Origin of the sequence: Aromatoleum petrolei (assembly GCF_017894385.1) — a bacterium.
GTDB classification, from domain to species: Bacteria; Pseudomonadota; Gammaproteobacteria; order Burkholderiales; family Rhodocyclaceae; genus Aromatoleum; species Aromatoleum petrolei.
Genome location: NZ_CP059560.1, coordinates 1,078,445 through 1,098,067, shown reverse-complemented (window position 1 = coordinate 1,098,067; position 19,623 = coordinate 1,078,445). Strand labels below are relative to the sequence as shown.

Genomic DNA, 19,623 nt, shown 5'->3' with positions numbered 1-19,623 from the left:
TTACTGTCGTCGGCATGTGTTAGCCTTGTTACAAAACCGCCGTGTCCTGGCGGACACGAAGCTAATGGAGATTGCGTGGTGAGCCAAGGAGGTCGTGAGCCGCAGGAGCCGATCATTGCCCGGGCCGAGGCGGCACGGGCGACGGTCAGTGGCGGGGCGGATTACGCGAGGCTTTCCGAGCTGCTCGGTGAGATCAGGGGGCTGCAACGGGAGCTGGCGACGTTTTCCCGAGCGGGCACGCCCGATCCTGCGGGTGGCCGCCGCGCCCTTGGGTGCATTGACGATTCCGTTATCGCGTGCATCGGGCGCGTTCGTGAAACGCTTGCGACACTCGAGGACGCGCGCGACTGCCGCCCGCTGCTCCATGCGGTGCGCGACCTTGCCGGCGGTCTCTTGGATCAGCTCCAGCACAGCCTGGCCGAATGCGATGGAGACTGCGAGGGCGCCGGGCAGTCCGATGTCGCTGCCGCGCTCCGGTTGCGGCTCGTTCGTGCCGGAGCCGAGCGCGTGATTTGGGAGCGATGCAGCGGTGGGCCGCCGCATCCCCATGTGTGGCGCTGGCTGGGGGTGGCTTTCCTGCACGCGGTGCGCGAGCGCGACCCCGCGATCGAAAGCCCGACGCTGGCGGAAACGGGGGCCGAAGCGTCAGTCGAATTCCACTACGTAAAAGCACTTGCTGCGTGCACTGCGTCGCTCGATGTCCTGGCGCCGCGATTGCTGAGTTCCGTGGGTCGATTGCTGAACCAGGCCGTACCCGTTGCGAGTTTCGAGCCCGCTGCCTTCAAGGGGGCAACCCATTGGGTCGCACCGCAGGAGGGGAGCGGCCCATGCCGACTCGTCGGCCAAGTGGAGGCTATGGCGGGGGCTTGGTTCCTCTCGCCCGGATTCGCTCCGGAGATGTTCCGTGAAGCCCGGACTCGCGCCATCGGCGACGAACAGCCCTCGGCTTTCTCGTCGGACGGCAGAACCGCGTCGCTACACCTCCAGGCCCTGGATCATCTCCTGCGGCATTGGTCCGCGGCCCTGCCAGTCAGGCGTCACCGGCGCCACCTGATCGAGGGCGTGCTTGCGGCTGTCGCCGGTATCGACGAACTGCGAAAAGTGTTCGGGGGCGAACACGGCGTTCGCAGGGAAGAATGGCGCCTTCGCGACCTCAGTCGTGGCGGGGTGGGGGCGATTGCTGCGAACGGCTCGGTAAGCATTGGCCAACTCGTCGGGATTCATCCCGTCGACGGGCAGGGGTGGCAGCTTGCCTTGGTGCGGCGATCCTGGGCTCGGGACGACGACAGTGCGCACCTGGGATTGGAGATCCTGTCGCGCAAACCGATGCTCGCCCATGTGGACGACGGGCGCCGGCCCGCGGACGTGCTGCTGTGCGACCCGCTGCGACGCGGGGAAGCTGTGCGGGTGATTGCGCCCCCGCGTGAGTTTGGCGCCCCCGACCTGCCTCTATTTGTCACGGGCAACGGCGGTGTGCAGAAACTCAAACCCCTAGATGCCTGCTATACGGGGGAAGGATTCGAGCTACGCGTCTATCAGGTCCTCTGATGATGTTGCACGCGCACCACCGACGATCCCCCTGAAGGGAGTGTTCGTCGCAGCCAGGAGCGAGCAGGCGACATCGACGCGCGGCGCGATGCCCATTAAACTTGGATTGTTCCCCCGACAGACGAACGCATCGCAAACCTGCGACGACAGGTGAGGCCATGAGCATCCCCGAAAAAATCCGGCAATGCCATCCTGCGTTGACCGCGCTGCGGCGCGACATCCACGCTCATCCCGAACTCGCATTCGAAGAACACCGCACCGCGGAGCTCGTCGCACGCCGCCTTGAAGTCTTGGGTATCGACGTGCATCGCGGCCTGGGCGGCACCGGGGTCGTCGGCGTGCTCAAGGCCGGACGCAGCCTGCGTGCCATCGGCCTGCGCGCCGATATGGATGCCCTGCCCATTCAGGAACGCAACGACTTCGCGCACGTATCGCAGCACGCCGGCTGCATGCATGCCTGCGGCCACGACGGTCACACGACGATGCTGCTCGGTGCCGCCGAGGTGCTCGCAGCTCACCCCGACTTCGACGGGACTGCGTATTTCATCTTCCAGCCCGCGGAAGAGGGCGAGGGCGGCGCCGACTCGATGGTCGACGACGGCCTCTTCGAGCGTTTTCCGATGGCCTCCATCTTCGGCATGCACAACTGGCCGGGCCTGCCCGCCGGCCACTTTGCCGTGCATGACGGGCCCGTGATGGCGAGTGCGGACCGTTTCGACATCGAGATCCGCGGCCAGGGGGCGCATGGCGCGATGCCGCACCTCGGCACCGACTCCATCATTGCCGGTGCCGCGCTGGTGCAGGCGCTTCAAACCGTTGTCAGCCGCACCCTCGATCCCCTCGATTCGGCCGTTGTGTCCGTGACGCAGTTCCATGCCGGCGAAGCCTACAACGTCATTCCGGATCGGGCGAAGCTGTGTGGCACCGTGCGTGCCTTCAGCGCGGCCGTGCAGGACCGCATCGAGGCGGCTATCGCGCGTATTGCCCAGGGTGTCGCCGCGAGCCACGGCGTCAATGTCGAGGTCGATTATCGCCGCGGCTATCCGCCGACGATCAACACCCCGGATGAGGCCGAGCTCTGTGCCGCGGTGGTGGGTAGCCTCCCTGGTGCGAGCGTGCTGACCGACCTGCCTCCGAGCATGGGGGCTGAAGACTTTGCCTTCTACCTGCGCCACAAGCCGGGGTGCTATGTGTGGATAGGCAACGGTCCCGGCGAGGGTGGATGCACACTCCACAACCCGCACTACGATTTCAACGACGCGATCATTCCGTTCGGCGTCGCCTACTGGGTCGAACTCGTAAGGCGCCTGTTGCCCAAAGCCTGAACCTTTGGCGGTACGCGCCGTCCACCCGCGCATGAATACCCTACGCCTCGCCCTGCGCATGATGATGCGCGACCTGCGGGCGGGGGAGCTCCACCTGTTGGGCCTTGCCATCGTGATTGCGGTGGCCTGCCTGACCAGCGTGGGCTTCCTCGCCGACCGCGTCGGCCGCGGACTCGATCGCGAAGCGAACCAGTTGTTGGGCGGCGATCTGCTGCTGAGGGCCGATCACCCGTGGGACGAAAGCTATCGCAGCGAGGCAGGGCGCCTGGGGCTGCGGCATACCGGCACAGTGTTGTTCACCAGCATGGTGAGCACCGAAACCGCGGCGCAGCTGGCTGGTGTGAAAGTCGTCGGCGCAGGCTACCCACTGCGCGGCCACATCCGGATCGCGACGGAGCCCGCTCACGTTGACGCCATCGTCGATCGCATCCCCGCGCGCGGCGAGGTCTGGCTCGACGAGCGCCTGCAGGCCGCGCTCGGCGTGGCGGTCGGTGACCGCGTCGGGCTGGGGCGCCTGGAGTTAAAGGTCGGGGGAACGGTGACCTTCGAGTCCGACCGTGGGGCCAATTTCTTCAGCCTGCTTCCCCGCGCTATTTTCAATGTCGAAGACCTTGCAGAGTCAGGCCTTCTGATTCAGGGCAGCCGGGCAACGTGGCGACTCCACGTCGCAGGCGAGCCCGACGCCGTCGCTGCATTCGAGCGTTGGGCGAAAACCCGTTTGGGGCGCGGCGAAACGCTCGAGAGCATCGAGAATGCCCGGCCCGAAGTGCGCAATGCCCTCGACCAGGCCCAACGCTTCCTGCGCCTCGCGGCACTTCTGACGGTGATCCTCGCGGCCGTTGCGATAGGTATCTCCGCCCGTCGCTTCATGCAGAGACACCTGGACGCCTGTGCGGTGTTGCGTTGCCTGGGAGCTCGGCAGACGCAGGTCGTGTCGATCGTCGTGGGTGAATTCGCGTTGTTCGGACTGGCAGCGGCGGCGCTCGGCGCATCGCTCGGTTGGGCGGTGCAACTGGGGTTGGCGCGGATCCTCGTCCAGATCATGAACACCACCTTGCCTTCTCCCTCGCTTGTGCCCTTCGCCCACGGGATCGCTGTTGGGGTAATGCTGCTTGTTGGATTCGTTCTTCCCCAGCTCCTGCGCCTCGGTCGCGTCTCGACCCTTCGCGTCCTGCGACGCGAGATCGTGCTGGTGGAAGGACGCAGTGCGTCCGCGTGGGGGGCAGGCGTCTTGGCCTTGCTGGTCCTCGTATTCTGGATCGCCCAAGACCTGCGGCTTGGTGCGCAGGTTGCTGGTGGCTTCGCCATTGCGCTTGCCCTGTACGCCGCATTTGCCGCGGGATTCCTGCACCTTCTGGGCCGCTTGAGGGGAATCGCGTCACTTGGCGGAGGCGGTTGGCGGTATGGCATCGCGTCTCTTGTGCGCAGGACTGGCGCGAGCGTTGTCCAGATCGTCGCGCTGGGAGTGGGCATGACGGCCCTGTTGCTGCTCTCCATCGTCCGCGCCGACCTGCTCGACGACTGGCGCGGGATGACGCCGCCCGACGCACCCAACCGTTTCGTGATCAACATCCAGCCGGATCAGCGCGAAGCATTGTCGACCTCGTTTCTCGCCCGTGGACTCCCGGAACCGGATATTCGTCCGATGATTCGTGGCCGACTGGAGTCGATCAACGGGAAATCGGTTCGCCCGGACGACTACGATAACGAGCGCACGCGACGCCTTGCGGAGCGGGAATTCAATCTGAGCTACGGAAGCGGGCTGCCCGACGGGAACGTTGTGGTCGGCGGGCGCTGGCACGGGACGGATACTGCTGCGCAGTTCTCGGTCGAACGCGGTCTGGCGGAGACGTTTTCGCTAAAGGTGGGAGATCGCGTGCGCTTCAACGTCGCCGGCCGCCTTGTCGAGGCTCCCATCACCAGCATCCGTGATCTCAAGTGGGATTCGATGCGTGTGAATTTCTTCTTCATCGCCTCGCCGGGTGTGCTGGAGGAAGATCCGGCAAGTCTCATCACCAGCTTCCGCTTGCCTCCGGGTGATCAGCGATTCACGACCGACTTGGTGAGGGAGTTTCCGAATCTGTCGATCATCGACATCGACTCAGTCATCGCCCAGATGCGTGCGATGACCGACAAGCTCATCCTCATCGTCGAGAGTGTATTCGCGTTCGCGGTGTTGTCGGGCTTCCTCGTGCTCTTTTCGGCGCTGCAGTCGACGCATGACGAGCGTGATTACGAACTTGCGATGCTGCGAACCTTGGGAGCCCGCAACGCTCATTTGCGTCGGGCGCTGGTGACAGAGTTTGTCGCGCTTGCCGGACTCGCCTGTGGGCTTGCCGGCGGTGGGGCTGCCATCTTGGGATGGATTCTCGCGCGCTACGCGTTCGACATGCCCTATGTGCCCAATCCTGTGTCTCTGGGGGGGGCAATGCTTGCAAGCGCTTTCACGGTGGTCGCGGCAGGATGGATCGGGACCCGCAAGCTTCTTGCCCGTTCGCCTACGGCAAGTTTGCGTCGCTTGGCATGATGACATAACAGCGACGAACAACATTCATTTCAATGTAGTTCTCAAAAAAAAGACACTGAAATCGGTGTGGTTTCTGAAAACGAGAAAGGCGCCATTCGGCGCCTTTCTTTGTTTCCTCTCAAGACGTACTCGCTTACTTTACGTGGCAGGTCATACAGATTTGGCTACCGTCGGCTGTGACCCTAAGGAAGGTCGGCAGGAAGGTCGAGGTCGTCCCGGGAACTCCGTGTGGATCATGACACGAAGCACACTCCACCTCGTAGCCATTGCCGGAGTCATAGAACCGCAGTTCGTCCTTGTCGGGGCGATTGTCACCGTCCTTGTCGAAGAACCGGATGTTCTGGTAGGTGCCTGTAGGAACATTCCAGTCGCTCCCTGCCGGCAGCTTGACGCCGACCGGGTGGTCGTTGGTGAGATCGGTCCCGATTGCGAAGACCTGGAAGTTCGTGGCAGCTGCGGTCTTGCCTGGGGAGTGACAGCTGAGACAGCTCGTTTCGCTGTTCGGGTCGGAATTCAAGCCTTGGTGCGTGACCGCGTCGGGGTCGCCACCGTTCCGTCGCCACGTGTCCAGCAAGGTCTCGGCGGTTGCAGCGGACGGGTCCAGCGCCAAGGCGCCGTTGTATCCACCCGAGCCAGGCATGTTCACGATCGAGTCCACTGCTGTCTGGCCGTCGTGGCAGGAGAGGCAGGTCAGCGAATTCGGGCCGGGCTGCGTTGCATCCTGAGACAACGTTTGCTGGTTGTAGAGCGTGTAGGTGGTCGTGCGGACCGTCCGGTTCCACAAGGGTGCGCTGATATTCGTGTTCGCGGCGTGGGGCGTGTGACAGTAGACGCACACCTGCTGATAGTCGTTGCGGTATGCGTCCATCATGCCTGCATTGAGCGCGCTTCCATCGGTGGGGCGCTGCGTCAGGTTGTGTCGCGTGTTGCCAATCGTTCCTTGGTTCGAGAATTTAGTCGGTCGGTCCAATCCCGCCAGCGCAGAGCCGGTCGCGAGTGTTGCCAGACCGAGGATAAACGCGGCGCTGATTTTACATTTCATGGCGTCTCAGTATCTCGAGTTGTTGTTGTGGTCCGATATGCAAAAAGAATGCCTGCTGCCTGCGGATTCACTGCGCGGAAGGCATCCCTGACGGCTTGCCGCCCGGAGTTCCGTCTGCCCGTTTGTACACTTCGACTTTCAGGTGGTAGTGATCGGCGATATACAGTCGTCCGGTCTCGTCCGCGGCAATGGCGGCGATCAGACCGAATTTACCTGGGTAGTTCTCCATTCCCGGTCCGCCGATCCACATGAGCAGTTCACCTGTCGGGGTGAATATCTGGACGTTGTTGAACGAAGCGTCGGATACATAGAGGTTGCCGTCCTGGTCCGAGGCGATGCTGCGCGGTCGCGAAAACTGCCCGTAACCATTACCGACGCTTCCAAAATGCGATTGATACCTGCCGTTCAGATCGAAGATCTGCACCCGGAAATTCCCGGAATCGAGAACCGCAAGACGACCGTCCCTTGTGGTGATCGCTGCCAGCGGAATGTTGAGTGCGCCGGGCGCTGATCCACGGGGACCAATGCGGAAAAGTTCCAGGTTGTCGGGCGAATAGGCAATGACCTTGTGATCATCCGCGTCGATGCTGCCGCGATCGACGATGAAGATCTTCTTGCCGTCGTCGCTGACGGCGACACCTGACGGCTGAGTGAGAGCCTTCGGGTCGCCGACGGCGAACTGGAAAAGGCCGAGCGAATCATAGACCATCACTCGGCGAAGCTTGCCGTCGAGGACGTAGACGAAATTCTTGTTGTCGATGGCGATCGAAATGGGCTTGATGACATTGTTCGGTTCGCGGATGCCCATTCGAAACATTCGCTGACGAGCGGCGTCGAAAACAACAACCGAGCCTGTCGGAGGGTCGGCTACGTAGATGCGCCCGCCGCGGGCAGCAAGAGCTGCAGGTTTGCGGTACGCGAGGTCTTCCGAGACGCTGCCCTTGCCGGTGAGTATCTTCCGGGTCCGGCCGTCGTCGGTCTCGGGGCGGATATTCGCTTCGGAGCGGAGTTGAGCCTCATATTCGAAGCGCGCCTCGTTCGGCGGCTCCGGCCACAGGAGTTGGTACTCCTTCGCGCTTCGCTTATCGGAGGCGTCGGGCGCGGAACAGCCGCTTGCGAGCAGGAATGCCATGCCTGCGATAGCAAGAAGCGCAACGGTTCGTCGCAGTGCGGTTGCGAGTGCCGACGGTTTCGGAGTGTCGAGGGTCATCTTGTCGTGCGCGGTCTCGCCGGTCGTGGCTATGCGCAATTTCTGAACGAAGACCGCGAAACCCGATACACAAGGTGTATTCGCGGAACCGTCCATTAAGCAAGATTTGATCCCGAATGTGCTCCTGGTTACAGGTTTGATGCGTGGTTCGCGTCAATTTGCCGTCGCCAAACCGCGCGAACCCTTGCGGAATTCAGAATCCCGGCATGATTCTTTCGTTACCATGCGGTGATCTTGCGAGAGCTCCGATTGGCTCGGATCGGTCAATGCGCGTCTCTATGCACTCGTGGCGGTCCTTCCGGTCTGGTCGCCAATCAGCCGCCGATATAGGACATCTCGATTTTTCGCAGTCCCGCCGTGTTGGCCGTGCGAATTTCGGAATAGCGGTCCTCGCGGTTTTGCCAGACTGCTGCAATCGCGCGATCGAGCTCCGCATCGCCGCCTCCGGAGCGCAAGAGCGTGCGGAGGTCGTGGCCGCTCTGTGCGAACAGGCAGGTGTAGAGCTTGCCCTCGGTCGACAGGCGGATGCGGGTGCAGGTCGAGCAGAAGGCTTGTGTCACGGACGAGATGACGCCGATCTCGCCGCCGCCGTCGCGGTAACGCCAGCGCTCGGCAACCTCGCCTGTGTAGTTCGGCTCGATCGGTTCGAGGGGAAATACCTGGTGAATCCGTTCGATGATTTCCCGCGACGGGACCACGGCGCCCATTTCCCATCCGTTCGAACTGCCGACGTCCATGAACTCGATGAAGCGCAGGATGTGACCCGTGCCGCGGAAATGACGGGCCATGTCGATCACGCCTTGGTCATTGACGCCGCGTTTGACGACCATATTGACCTTGATGGGGCCGAATCCCGCATCTTCGGCAGCTGCGATGCCCTTGAGGACTGCCGCAACCGGGTAGTCGGCATCATTCATCTTGCGGAAGGTGGTGTCGTCGATCGCATCCAGACTCACTGTGACGCGGTGCAGGCCGGCATCTCGCAGCACGCCCGCCATCCTGGGCAACAGTACCCCGTTGGTCGTCAGCGTGAGTTCGACGTCGGGGATGTCGGCCAGTTGGGCGATGAGGTTCTCGACATGCTTGCGCAGCAGGGGTTCGCCACCGGTGATGCGGATCTTGCGCACGCCGCGGGCCGCGAAGAGCCGGGCAATCCGGGTGATTTCCTCGAACGACAACAGCTCCTTGCGGGCGAGGAAGGCGTGGTCCGCACCGAACACTTCGCGCGGCATGCAATAGATGCAGCGAAAGTTGCAGCGGTCCGTGACCGAGATGCGCAGATCGTGAACGGCACGTCCGCGCTTATCCACGAGGGCGGCTCCTGCCGGGGGGGGCGCGTCGGCGGTTAGCGGCAATTCCGTGTTGGCGGGGTAGATCGGGATCGATTTCATCGGATGACTGCCTGAATGGGCCTCAAATCCTGCATGTTGCGATAGTCGGACAAACTGGCGCGGAGTGCGGTTGTCTATTGGGAGGATAGTTAACAACTGGTTGAGGCTTGAGACAATACCGGAACTCATTCTCCGCGCTGCGCCAGTTGTCGATCCGTGTTGCGGTCAGCCTTCGTAGTTGGCACAGTAGCGCGTATACGGGCCCGTTGATATGAGCCAAAAGTATTATCCTTCCGGCGATTGCATCTAGCCCTTTCGGGGGATTCGCGATGACGACACGTGTTACAGAAACTTCGACCGAAAAGCTCTACGAGCGTTTTCCGCATCTCCGCAAGATCGACGGGATGTGGGGGACGGCGGAGTGCCGCAAGTTCATCTTCCTGTTGATGACGGACACCCGGGGAGGGCAGCGTCAGGGATTTCCCCCCGAGCATGCAGGAACGATCATGTCGCTGCTGATGGAGCATGATCGGCGCTTTCCTCAATTCGAAAATGACGTGGCCCACCATGACACGCGATGGGGCGATCTCTCGCGCAGGGGCATTCGCTGATCGCCCTTGCCTGAGGGGGGGGGCGGGGGGATCATGATGGGGCGTCCGGGTGTCCGGACGCCCCGTTTTCATCGCAGCATCGGGAGAACAACAATATGGCCGAACTGCGCCCACTTACGGCTGACCGCCTTCGGGTTCGTTGCGCGCCCGAATTCTTCGAATTCGCGGATACCGAAAAACTTCCGGATCTGCCCGGCGGGATAGGGCAGGTGCGGGCGGAGGAGGCATTGCGTTTCGGACTTGCGATGCGCCAGCCGGGCTACCACGTTTTCGTGCTCGGCGAGCCGGGAACCGGAAGACATGCGACGGTGTTTCGTCTGCTGCGAGAATTCTCGGCCGGCGGCCAGGTCCCGCCCGATCTGTGCTATCTGCACAATTTCGACGACGCGCAGCGTCCACGTCTACTCACGTTGACGGCCGGACGAGGGGGGCAACTTCGTGGCGACATGCTGGCATTCATCGCCGATCTCGGTCCGGCGATCGAGGCGGCGCTCGCCAGCGAAACTTACGGCAACCGCGTCGAATCCCTTCAGGACGCACACAAGACGCGGGAAGACGGAGCTTTGCGCGAGCTTGGGGAGGCATGCGCGGCCGATGGGGTGTCGCTGCTACAAACGCCGGACGGTTTTGTGTTTGCCCCGACGAAGGATGGGCAGGCGATGTCCCCCGAGGACTTCGACGCACTTCCTTCCGAAGTGCGGGCGGTGGTGGAGAAGAAGGTCGGGGCCTGGAGCGATCGTCTGGCAGATCTGCTCGAGCAGTTCCCGGGCTGGCGTAAAGAGCTGCACGAGGCGATGAAGCGGGCGGCCTGTGATGCCCTGACGCCGGCAGTTACGCACTTGATGCGCGAGTTGCGCGAACGCTACGCCGATCTTCCGGCGGTACTGAATTTCTTCGATGCCATCAGGAAGGAGATCCTCGCGAGCGGCAGCGACTGGGCTGCACAGGAAGGTGGCGAGGACGAGGGGGCGGAGGACGAGGCACGCACGAAGTTCCATCGCTACCAAGTCAAGCTGCTGGTTGATCACTCGGCCACGCGGGGCACTCCAGTAGTCTGCGAAGACAATCCGACCTTTGGCAATCTGATCGGGCGCATCGAGCACATCTCCCAGATGGGAACGCTCGTGACCAATTTCAGCCTGATCCGTGCCGGGGCCCTCCATCGTGCGTGCGGAGGGTATCTGGTGGTGGATGTCGAGCGGCTCCTTGGGCAACCCTTCGCGTGGGAGGGGTTGAAGCGTGCGTTGCGCGCGCGCGAGATCCGTATCGAGCCTCCCGCGGAAGCGCAGGGCTGGAGCAACATGCTCACTCTGGAACCGGAGTCCATTCCCTGCGACGTCAAGGTGATTCTTGTCGGTGACCGCGAGCTGTTCTACCTGCTTACGGAGAACGATCCGGACTTTCCCGAGTTGTTCAAGGTGGCGGCCGACTTTGACGAGGATATGCCTCGCAACGATGCGAATGTTGAGCGTTATGCTGCGTTGCTCGCGATGCTCGGGCGTGCATCCGACTTGTTGCCATTCGACCGGACCGGCATTGCGCGTCTGGTGGAGCATGGCGCGCGACTTGCCGAAGATGCGGGGCGGCTCAGTCTGCAGACGCGTTTGCTGGCGGACGTGATGCGTGAGGCGGATTTTCACGCGCGCGCCGCACAATTGCCCGCGGTAGCTTGCGCACAGGTGGACGCGGCGATCGCATCCCGCTCGCGGCGATTCGGGCGATACGCCGAGCGGGTGCTCGAATCGATGGTGGAGGGGACAACGCTGATCTCCACCAGAGGTGCGCGCTGCGGCCAGATCAATGCCTTGGTTGTTGTCGAGTTGGCCGGCGAGCAATTTGGTCATCCTGTGCGCATCACTGCCACGGCGCGGCTCGGAGAGGGGGATGTCGTCGATATCGAGCGTGAAACGGAGCTAGGTGGGGCGATTCATTCCAAGGGTGTTCTGATCCTCTCCGCGTTTCTCGCCGCCCGCTATGCACGTCATCAGCCGTTGTCGCTATCCGCCAGCTTGGTCTTCGAGCAGTCCTATTCGCCGGTGGAGGGTGACTCGGCCTCACTGGCGGAGCTCTGTGCCTTGCTGTCGGCATTGGCCCGGGTTCCCATTCGTCAATCGTTCGCGGTGACGGGTTCGGTCAACCAGTTCGGCGAGGTCCAGGCCATCGGGGGTGTCAACGAGAAGATCGAGGGGTTCTTCGACCTTTGCGTCGCCCGCGGGCTGACAGGTGAGCAGGGCGTCGTAATACCCCAGGCGAGCGTTCGGCATCTCATGTTGCGCGAAGACGTCGTTGCGGCGGCCCGCGAGGGGCTTTTCCGCGTCCATGCGGTGGCGACTGTGGACGATGCGATGGAGATCCTCACCGGCTTGACTGCCGGAGTTGCGGATGCGAAAGGCGTGATGCCGCGCGAGACGGTCAACTACAAGGTCGCGGCGGCGCTGACTGCGATGACTGCGGCAAAACACGCGTTCGATCATGGCAGTGATGCGCGCCATGCTCGCTCGCGACGGCGGCATGACGGCGACCAGGAATGAGGTTTCGACGTCGCAATTGCTGTCGCGTCGAAAGGGACTTCTGGAATAGCGGGACCATTGAAAGCAAATGGGCCACCTCGAAAGGCGGCCCATCTACTTGGCTTTGCTGGCTCCCCGACCTGGGCTCGAACCAGGGACACACGGATTAACAGTCCGTTGCTCTACCGACTGAGCTATCGGGGATCGGTACTTGTGCTCATGCTGAAAACACTGCAGGAGCCGAATTTTGGCTCCCCGACCTGGGCTCGAACCAGGGACACACGGATTAACAGTCCGTTGCTCTACCGACTGAGCTATCGGGGAATTGAGCCGCGCATTATAGGCAGCGCGCGGCTATGCGTCAATATTGCTTGAGCGAAATTCTCAAGCCTTCACGACCGCGGCGATCGCCTTGGCGACGTAACCGATGTTGCGCGAATTGAGGGCGGCGAGGCAGATGCGGCCGGTCGATACGGCGTAGATGCCGAAGTCGTTCTTCAGTTGCTCGACTTGGGCGGCCGACAGACCGGTGTAGGAGAACATGCCGCGCTGTTGGATGACGAACGAGAAGTCCTGCGCGACGCCGGCAGCCTTGAGATTTTCGACCAGCCCGGTACGCATCGCCCGGATGCGGTCGCGCATGCCGGCGAGTTCGTCTTCCCACATCTGGCGCAGTTCGGCCGAGTTCAGCACGGCTGCGACGACGGCGCCGCCGTGGATCGGCGGGTTGGAGTAGTTGGTGCGAATCACGCGCTTGACCTGCGACAGCACGCGGGCCGACTCGTCCTTGCTGGCGGTGACGATGGAGAGGGCGCCAACACGCTCGCCGTAGAGCGAGAAGGACTTCGAGAACGAGCTCGAAACGAAGAACTGCAGGCCGCTGGCCGAGAACAGGCGCACAGCGACGGCGTCGGGTTCGATGCCGTCGGCGAAGCCCTGATAGGCCATGTCGAGGAAGGGTACGAGGCTGCGTTCGCGGCACGCGCCAACGACTTCACCCCACTGGGCTTCGGTCAGGTCGGCGCCGGTCGGGTTATGGCAGCAGGCATGTAGCACGACGACCGAGCCCGGGGCAAGCTGTTCGAGCTTGGCTTTCATGCCCGCGAAATTCACGCCGCGGGTGCTCGGTTCGTAATACGGATAGTTCTCGACCGGGAAGCCGGCAGACTCGAACAGCGCGCGGTGGTTTTCCCAGCTGGGGTCGGAGATATATACGGTTGCTCCCGGGAGCAGGCGCTTGATGTAGTCGGCGCCGACCTTCAGGGCACCGGTGCCGCCCAGCGCCTGAACGGTGACAACCTGGCCGTTGGCGATGAGGTGCGAATCCTTGCCGAAGAGCAGGTTCTGCACGGCGGTGTTGTATGCGGCGGGGCCTTCGATCGGCTGGTAGCCGCGCGGCGGCATTGCTTCGAGGCGCGCCTTTTCGGCCGTCCTGACGGCTGCGAGCAGCGGAATCTTGCCGTTGTCGTCGTAGTAGACGCCGACGCCGAGGTTCACCTTGTCGGTGCGCGCATCGGCGTTGAACGCCTCGTTCAGTCCGAGGATCGGGTCACGGGGCGCCATCTCGACGGCGGCGAAGATCGAAGCGGGCATAAAACAACTCCATGTTGCGCGGGAGGCGCGGAGGACTGAACCTGGCGCGTTGGTACCGGTCCATCAGCCGTGCCTTGTGCCGCATTTTGCGAAATAATGCGTGTTTGCCAGGTCCTGTCCCATCTGTTTCGGCAGTCGGGCAAGCGCTTGAAACAAGCCGGAAATTCTAGCATGACGAGTACGACGGGCAGTGTTCCGGTGGTCACTTTCGAAGGGAGTCCTTTCAGGCTCCATCAGCCCTTTGCGCCCGCCGGCGATCAGCCGGTCGCGATCGATCTGCTGACCGAGGGCTTGTCGGACGGTCTGATGTTCCAGACTCTGCTCGGCGTGACCGGCTCGGGTAAGACCTACACGATGGCAAACGTGATCGCGCGCTGCGGCAGGCCCGCCCTGATACTGGCGCCGAACAAGACACTTGCCGCGCAGCTGTACGCCGAATTCCGGGAGTTTTTTCCCGAGAATGCGGTCGAGTACTTCGTTTCCTACTACGATTACTATCAGCCGGAAGCCTACGTGCCGTCGCGCGATCTCTTCATCGAGAAGGATTCGAGCATCAACGAGCACATCGAGCAGATGCGCCTGTCGGCGACCAAGAGCCTGATGGAGCGGCGAGACGTCGTAATCGTCGCGACGGTGTCGTGCATCTACGGTATCGGCGATCCGGTCGATTACCACGCGATGATCCTGCACTTGCGCGAGGGCGAACGGATTGCTCATCGGGACCTCGTGCAGCGGCTCGTGGCGATGCAGTACACGCGCTCCGACATCGACTTCCGACGGGGAACCTTCCGCGTCCGCGGTGACGTCATTGACGTGTTTCCGGCGGAAAATGCGGAGTATGCGGTGCGGATCGAGATGTTCGACGACGAGATCGAACACCTCACGCTGTTCGATCCTCTTACCGGGCACCTCAAGCAGAAGCTTGTCCGCTTCACCGTTTACCCGTCCAGCCACTATGTCACGCCGCGCGCGACGGTGCTGCAGGCGATCGAGGCCATCAAGGAGGAACTGCGCGATCGTGTCAGCTACTTTCAGCGCTCGGCCAAGCTGGTGGAGGCGCAACGCATCGAGCAGCGCACGCGTTTCGATCTGGAAATGCTCAACGAGATGGGGTTCTGCAAGGGCATCGAGAACTACTCGCGCCATTTGTCGGGGCGCGGGCCGGGCGAGCCGCCGCCGACGCTGATCGACTATCTGCCGCCGGATGCCTTGCTGTTCGTCGACGAGTCCCACGTGGCGATTCCGCAGGTGGGGGGCATGTACAAGGGGGATCGTTCGCGCAAGGAGAATCTTGTCGAATACGGTTTCCGCCTGCCTTCGGCACTCGATAACCGGCCGCTGAAGTTCGAGGAGTTCGAGCGCCTGATGCCTCAGACAATCTTCGTCTCGGCGACGCCGGCCGACTACGAGGCGACGCATCAGGGGCAGGTCGTCGAGCAGGTTGTGCGCCCGACGGGGCTGATCGACCCCGCCGTCGAAGTGCGGCCCGCGAGCACGCAGGTCGACGATCTGCTGTCCGAGGCGAAGCGCCGAATCGCCGTGGGGGAACGCGTGCTGGTCACGACGCTGACGAAGCGGATGGCCGAAGATCTCACCGATTACCTTGCCGAGAACGGCATCCGCGTGCGCTATCTGCACTCGGATATCGATACCGTCGAGCGTGTCGAGATCATCCGCGACCTGCGTCTCGGGGAGTTCGATGTGCTGGTGGGCATCAACCTGCTGCGCGAAGGCCTGGATATTCCCGAGGTGTCGCTCGTGACAATTCTCGATGCCGACAAGGAGGGCTTTCTGCGTTCGGAGCGCTCGCTGATCCAGACGATCGGGCGGGCTGCACGGCATATCCACGGCCGTGCCATCCTGTATGCGGACGTGGTGACACGCTCGATGCGCGCCGCAATGGAGGAGACGGATCGGCGTCGGGCGAAGCAGCTCGCATTCAACGCCGAGCACGGGATCGTCCCCAAGACCGTGAGCAAACGCATCAAGGACATCATCGATGGTGTTTACTCGAGCAGCGACGAGCGCAATGCGACGGTAGCGCAGGAGGCGCGGGCCGAATATTTTGCGATGGACGAGAAGGCCGTTGCGAAGGCGATACGCAAACTTGAGAAGGAAATGCAGGAGCATGCGCGCAACCTCGAATTCGAAAAGGCTGCGGCTGCCCGCGATGAGTTGTTCCGGCTGCGTCAGCGTGCGTTTGGCGCGGATCAGCACGGGACGGAGTGAGAGGTGAGCTCGTGACCAGAATCCTGTTCGTCTGTACCGGCAATATTTGTAGGTCGCCTACCGCTGAAGGGGTGGCACGCCACGCAATTCGTGCGGCGGGGCTTGAGGGTGTCATCGAGGTCGAGTCGGCCGGGACACACGGCTATCACGTGGGCGAGGCACCCGATCCGCGCACGCGCAAGGCGGCCGAAAAGCGCGGCTATGATCTGTCGATGCTGCGGGCGCGCAAGCTTGAACCAGGGGATTTCGAGACCTTCGATCTGTTGCTCGCGATGGATGGGGGGCATCTTGAGATCATGGAGCGCAGTTGCCCCGACGCGCATCGCGACAAGGTCAGGCTCTTCATGAGCTACGCACGCCGCTTCAATGCTGAGGAGGTGCCGGACCCCTACTATGGCGGCGATCGGGGCTTCGATCTGGTGCTCGACTACTGCGAAGATGCGGTCGGAGGGCTGCTCGACGCCTTGCAGCCGACGCGCTGATCGATAATCGCGTGAGGATCTGAAACAAAAAAGGGGCGCCCGGTGGGCGCCCCTTTACTTTCCGTCTGTCGTCGCCGATCAGTGCGGTTTGTGGGTTTCGACCTGCTGCAGCGGCTCGTCGGCGATCACGAGCGAAGGCCGCGGGCGCCGGCCGAGCGGACGGGCAGGCGCTTCCTCTGCATGGGACTGGGCGAGGGCCTGAACCTTTTCACGGCTCGTCTCGATCATGACAAGTCCACTGTCCGCCAGCGCGCTGCCGAGATCGATCGGGGCGGACGGCGCGTGCGGGGCTTCGGCAGCTGCAGAGAGTTCGGTGGCAGTCTGGGGGGGCTCGGCTTCCACCACCGCAACCTGCGGTGCTGCGTCGCTTGCAGCCGCCGTCACTGCGATTGCAGGTACAGCAGCCACTTCAGTCGGCATTGTCTCGGCTGCCGCCGTCGGAAGGGACTCGGCGTTGACTGCCGGTTCTTCCGTGGTTGGCATGGCCTCGACCGCAGTTTCGGTGGGAGATGCCGCTGCCACAGCAAGAACAGGCATCGGGGCTTCTTCGACTTCCGCCGGAACCGCTTCGGCTGCGCTGGCGACGACCGGCAGTGGTGCCTCGGCTTCCTCAATCGCACTCGCATCGCGGACAGATTCGACTGTTGCGAGTGCAGTTGTTGCGCCCGCCCCAGTCGTCGGTTCGCCTTCGGTCACTTCGTCGGCGGTAGCGCTCTCGGCTGTCTCGGCCCCTGTTGCGGCAGCTGCCAGCGTCTGATCCTCGCCCGGGCGGCGGTCACGGCGGCCGCGGCTACGGCGACGGCGCTTCTCGGGGGCTCCCTCCTCACTGGACGGTGCGGCGGATTCGGTCACGGCGACGGCTGCGACTGCTTCCGCGGCCTGCTGTTCGGCAGCATTTTCGACGACTTCGGCCGCCTTCGGCTGGCGCGGCCCGCGCTGGCGGCGCCCTTCACTGCGTTCCGCCGCTTCGGGGCGCTCGGCACGCTCTTGGCGTTCAGCCCGTTCCGCCCGTTCCGGACGTTCGGGTCTCTCCGTGCGCTCCTGGCGTTCCTGTCGCGGTTCACCTCGGCCGCCATTACGGACGGGCTGGGCCTGCTCCTCACGTTCGGCGCGCTGGCCTTCACGCCGGTTGCGGTTGTTGCCGCCGCGACGATTTTCCCCGCGCTCGGCACGTGGACGCGCCTCACGCTTGGGTTGTGTTTCCTCTGCGGGCTGCGGCGCAGGCGCAGCCTTCTCGCCGCGCAGCCACGCAAAGAGTCGCGAGATCAGACCAGGTTGTGCGGTCGGCGCAGGAGCCGGTTCGGCCTTCGGCTCGACCACCGGCGCAGGTTGTGCAGGGGCGATGCCCTTCACCACGGCTTCGGCGCGGGCTGGTTTCTTGTCGTCCTTCGTCGGCAGGCGCAGGTCGACTTCGGCTGGCTTGCCGACCATCTGGTAGCTGGCGAGGCTGACCTCTTCCTGGTTCAGCTGGTCGTGGCGCAGACGGATGATCTCGTGGTGCGGCGTCTCGAGGTGGCGGTTGGGGATGATGATCAGCTGGATCTTGTGCCGGTACTCGATGTGCGCGATGTCCGAACGCTTCTCATTGAGGAGGAAGGTGGCGACATCGACCGGCACCTGCAGATGCACGGCGCCGGTGTTTTCCTTCATCGCTTCCTCTTCGAGGATGCGCAGGATGTGCAGCGCCGACGATTCGGTGCTGCGAATGTGGCCGGTGCCGTTGCAGCGCGGGCACGGGATGTAGCTTGTCTCCGCCAGTGCGGGGCGCAGGCGCTGGCGCGAAAGCTCGAGCAGGCCGAAGCGGCTGATCTTTCCGGTCTGGACGCGCGCGCGGTCGTGGCGCAGCGCATCACGCAGACGGTTCTCCACCTCGCGCTGATTCTTCTGCGACTCCATGTCGATGAAGTCGATGACGATCAGACCGCCGAGATCGCGCAGACGCAGCTGCCGGGCGATTTCTTCAGCCGCCTCAAGGTTGGTGCGGAAGGCCGTTTCCTCGATGTCCGCGCCCTTGGTCGATCGGCCGGAGTTCACATCGATGGAGACGAGCGCTTCAGTATGATCGATCACGACCGCGCCGCCGCTGGGCAGGCTGACCTGGCGCGAGTAGGCGGACTCGATCTGGTGTTCGATCTGAAAGCGCGAGAATAGCGGCACGTCGTCGCTGTAACGCTTCACGCGATTCACGTTCGCCGGCATGACGTGGGCCATGAACTGGCGGGCCTGCTCGTGCACGTCGTCGGTGTCGATCAGGATCTCGCCGATGTCAGGCTGGAAATAGTCGCGGATCGCGCGGATCACGAGACTGCCTTCCTGGTAGATCAGGAAGGCGCCAGACTGAGATTGCGCCGCGCCATCGATGGCCCGCCACAGCTGCAGCAGGTAATTGAGGTCCCACTGCAGTTCCTCTGCGTTGCGACCGATCGCGGCAGTGCGTGCGATCAGGCTCATGCCCGGGGGCACTTCGAGCTGATCCATCACTTCGCGCAGTTCGCTGCGCTCGTCGCCCTCGACGCGCCGGGAAACACCGCCACCGCGGGGATTGTTCGGCATCAGGACCAGATAGCGTCCCGCGAGCGAGATGTACGTCGTCAGGGCGGCGCCCTTGTTGCCGCGCTCGTCCTTCTCGACCTGGACGATGAGCTCCTGGCCTTCCTTGAGCGCATCCTGGATGCGCGCCTTGCCGGCGTCGACGCCGGGCGCGAAGTAGGTGCGCGAAATTTCCTTGAACGGCAGAAAACCGTGCCGTTCCGAGCCGTAATCAACGAACGCCGCCTCGAGGCTGGGCTCGATGCGCGTGATGACGGCTTTGTAGATGTTGCTCTTGCGCTGTTCCTTGGCGGCCGATTCGATATCGAGGTCGATCAGTTTCTGACCATCCACGATTGCGACGCGCAGTTCCTCGGCCTGCGTCGCATTGAAAAGCATGCGCTTCATTGATTTCGTTCCCCCGCGCGAAACCCACGGGCAGGACGAACGGCGCGCACCATCGCGCTTGTTACGTGATCAGGAGCGGGTAGGTTGTTCTACTTTTTTCCGGTCGGTAATGGGCTGTGATGGGTCGGCTGGTCGATGTTCATGCATTCCCGCCTGGGGCCGGAACGCTTGATCCTGCGGGTGCGTTACGCGTCTTTGTTCAATCCAATGGATCGAAGATTGTCGATTGCGTTACCATCGTCGTCTTTTTCGGCAACGACGGCACGTTCTGGTTGCCC

The 19,623-nt window shown here is 63.0% G+C and carries 12 protein-coding genes and 2 tRNA genes; 7 read left to right on the top strand and 7 right to left on the bottom strand.

From position 1 onward, the window contains the following. The first annotated feature begins 75 nt into the window (after positions 1–75). The 3 genes from ToN1_RS04970 to ToN1_RS04960 all read left to right on the top strand — a co-directional run bounded on the left by ToN1_RS04970 (position 76) and on the right by ToN1_RS04960 (position 5,400). Positions 76–1,548 (top strand): hypothetical protein, encoded by a 1,473-nt coding sequence (locus ToN1_RS04970; protein WP_169207829.1) that lies wholly within the window; start codon positions 76–78, stop codon positions 1,546–1,548. Between the two features lie 158 nt (positions 1,549–1,706). Then, positions 1,707–2,873 carry a M20 aminoacylase family protein gene (locus ToN1_RS04965; RefSeq protein WP_169207830.1) on the top strand — a complete coding sequence of 389 codons (1,167 nt, stop codon included), beginning with the start codon at positions 1,707–1,709 and terminating at the stop codon, positions 2,871–2,873. Positions 2,874–2,904: 31 nt separating this feature from the next. Next, complete coding sequence (locus ToN1_RS04960) at positions 2,905–5,400, top strand: ABC transporter permease (protein ID WP_169207831.1); 2,496 nt, start codon at positions 2,905–2,907, stop codon at positions 5,398–5,400. A 133-nt stretch (positions 5,401–5,533) separates the two neighbouring features. On the opposite strand, the gene ToN1_RS04955 is transcribed toward ToN1_RS04960, so the two are convergent. From ToN1_RS04955 to moaA, 3 genes are all read right to left on the bottom strand, one after another. Continuing rightward, positions 5,534–6,442 (bottom strand): cytochrome c3 family protein, encoded by a 909-nt coding sequence (locus ToN1_RS04955; protein ID WP_169207832.1) that lies wholly within the window; start codon positions 6,440–6,442, stop codon positions 5,534–5,536. 67 nt (positions 6,443–6,509) lie between these two features. Beyond that, a complete protein-coding gene (locus tag ToN1_RS04950) occupies positions 6,510–7,652 on the bottom strand; it encodes an NHL repeat-containing protein (protein ID WP_210148022.1) in 1,143 nt (380 codons plus the stop codon). A gap of 314 nt (positions 7,653–7,966) precedes the next feature. Next, on the bottom strand, positions 7,967–9,043 hold the full coding sequence (moaA, locus tag ToN1_RS04945; protein ID WP_169207833.1) for a GTP 3',8-cyclase MoaA: 1,077 nt from the start codon (positions 9,041–9,043) through the stop codon (positions 7,967–7,969). Between the two features lie 269 nt (positions 9,044–9,312). Here moaA and ToN1_RS04940 point away from each other — a divergent pair, with 269 nt between their 5' ends. Together ToN1_RS04940 and ToN1_RS04935 are read left to right on the top strand one after the other, a co-directional pair. Beyond that, complete coding sequence (locus ToN1_RS04940) at positions 9,313–9,594, top strand: hypothetical protein (protein WP_169207834.1); 282 nt, start codon at positions 9,313–9,315, stop codon at positions 9,592–9,594. Between the two features lie 95 nt (positions 9,595–9,689). Beyond that, entirely contained in the window at positions 9,690–12,125 is a 2,436-nt protein-coding gene (locus ToN1_RS04935) for a Lon protease family protein (protein WP_169206727.1), read from the top strand. A 107-nt stretch (positions 12,126–12,232) separates the two neighbouring features. Here the strand turns inward: ToN1_RS04935 and ToN1_RS04930 are convergent. The 3 genes from ToN1_RS04930 to ToN1_RS04920 form a co-directional block, all read right to left on the bottom strand. Continuing rightward, a tRNA-Asn gene (locus ToN1_RS04930) sits at positions 12,233–12,308 on the bottom strand. 44 nt (positions 12,309–12,352) lie between these two features. Beyond that, positions 12,353–12,428, bottom strand: a tRNA-Asn gene (locus tag ToN1_RS04925). Positions 12,429–12,488: 60 nt separating this feature from the next. Next, positions 12,489–13,697 (bottom strand): amino acid aminotransferase, encoded by a 1,209-nt coding sequence (locus ToN1_RS04920; protein WP_169206726.1) that lies wholly within the window; start codon positions 13,695–13,697, stop codon positions 12,489–12,491. Between the two features lie 171 nt (positions 13,698–13,868). Here ToN1_RS04920 and uvrB point away from each other — a divergent pair, with 171 nt between their 5' ends. Both uvrB and ToN1_RS04910 read left to right on the top strand, forming a co-directional pair. After that, on the top strand, positions 13,869–15,926 hold the full coding sequence (uvrB, locus tag ToN1_RS04915; RefSeq protein WP_169206725.1) for an excinuclease ABC subunit UvrB: 2,058 nt from the start codon (positions 13,869–13,871) through the stop codon (positions 15,924–15,926). Between the two features lie 11 nt (positions 15,927–15,937). Continuing rightward, complete coding sequence (locus ToN1_RS04910; protein ID WP_169206724.1) at positions 15,938–16,408, top strand: low molecular weight protein-tyrosine-phosphatase; 471 nt, start codon at positions 15,938–15,940, stop codon at positions 16,406–16,408. A gap of 78 nt (positions 16,409–16,486) precedes the next feature. On the opposite strand, the gene ToN1_RS04905 is transcribed toward ToN1_RS04910, so the two are convergent. Then, a complete protein-coding gene (locus ToN1_RS04905) occupies positions 16,487–19,345 on the bottom strand; it encodes an Rne/Rng family ribonuclease (RefSeq protein ID WP_169206723.1) in 2,859 nt (952 codons plus the stop codon). Positions 19,346–19,623 lie beyond the last annotated feature (278 nt).

Coding starts and splice junctions, on each gene's coding strand:
- moaA (WP_169207833.1), bottom strand. CDS start 9,043: ATGAAATCGATCCCGATCTACCCCGCCAACACGGAATTGCCGCTAACC.
- ToN1_RS04935 (WP_169206727.1), top strand. CDS start 9,690: ATGGCCGAACTGCGCCCACTTACGGCTGACCGCCTTCGGGTTCGTTGC.
- uvrB (WP_169206725.1), top strand. CDS start 13,869: ATGACGAGTACGACGGGCAGTGTTCCGGTGGTCACTTTCGAAGGGAGT.
- ToN1_RS04960 (WP_169207831.1), top strand. CDS start 2,905: ATGAATACCCTACGCCTCGCCCTGCGCATGATGATGCGCGACCTGCGG.
- ToN1_RS04920 (WP_169206726.1), bottom strand. CDS start 13,697: ATGCCCGCTTCGATCTTCGCCGCCGTCGAGATGGCGCCCCGTGACCCG.
- ToN1_RS04940 (WP_169207834.1), top strand. CDS start 9,313: ATGACGACACGTGTTACAGAAACTTCGACCGAAAAGCTCTACGAGCGT.
- ToN1_RS04965 (WP_169207830.1), top strand. CDS start 1,707: ATGAGCATCCCCGAAAAAATCCGGCAATGCCATCCTGCGTTGACCGCG.
- ToN1_RS04950 (WP_210148022.1), bottom strand. CDS start 7,652: ATGACCCTCGACACTCCGAAACCGTCGGCACTCGCAACCGCACTGCGA.
- ToN1_RS04905 (WP_169206723.1), bottom strand. CDS start 19,345: ATGAAGCGCATGCTTTTCAATGCGACGCAGGCCGAGGAACTGCGCGTC.
- ToN1_RS04955 (WP_169207832.1), bottom strand. CDS start 6,442: ATGAAATGTAAAATCAGCGCCGCGTTTATCCTCGGTCTGGCAACACTC.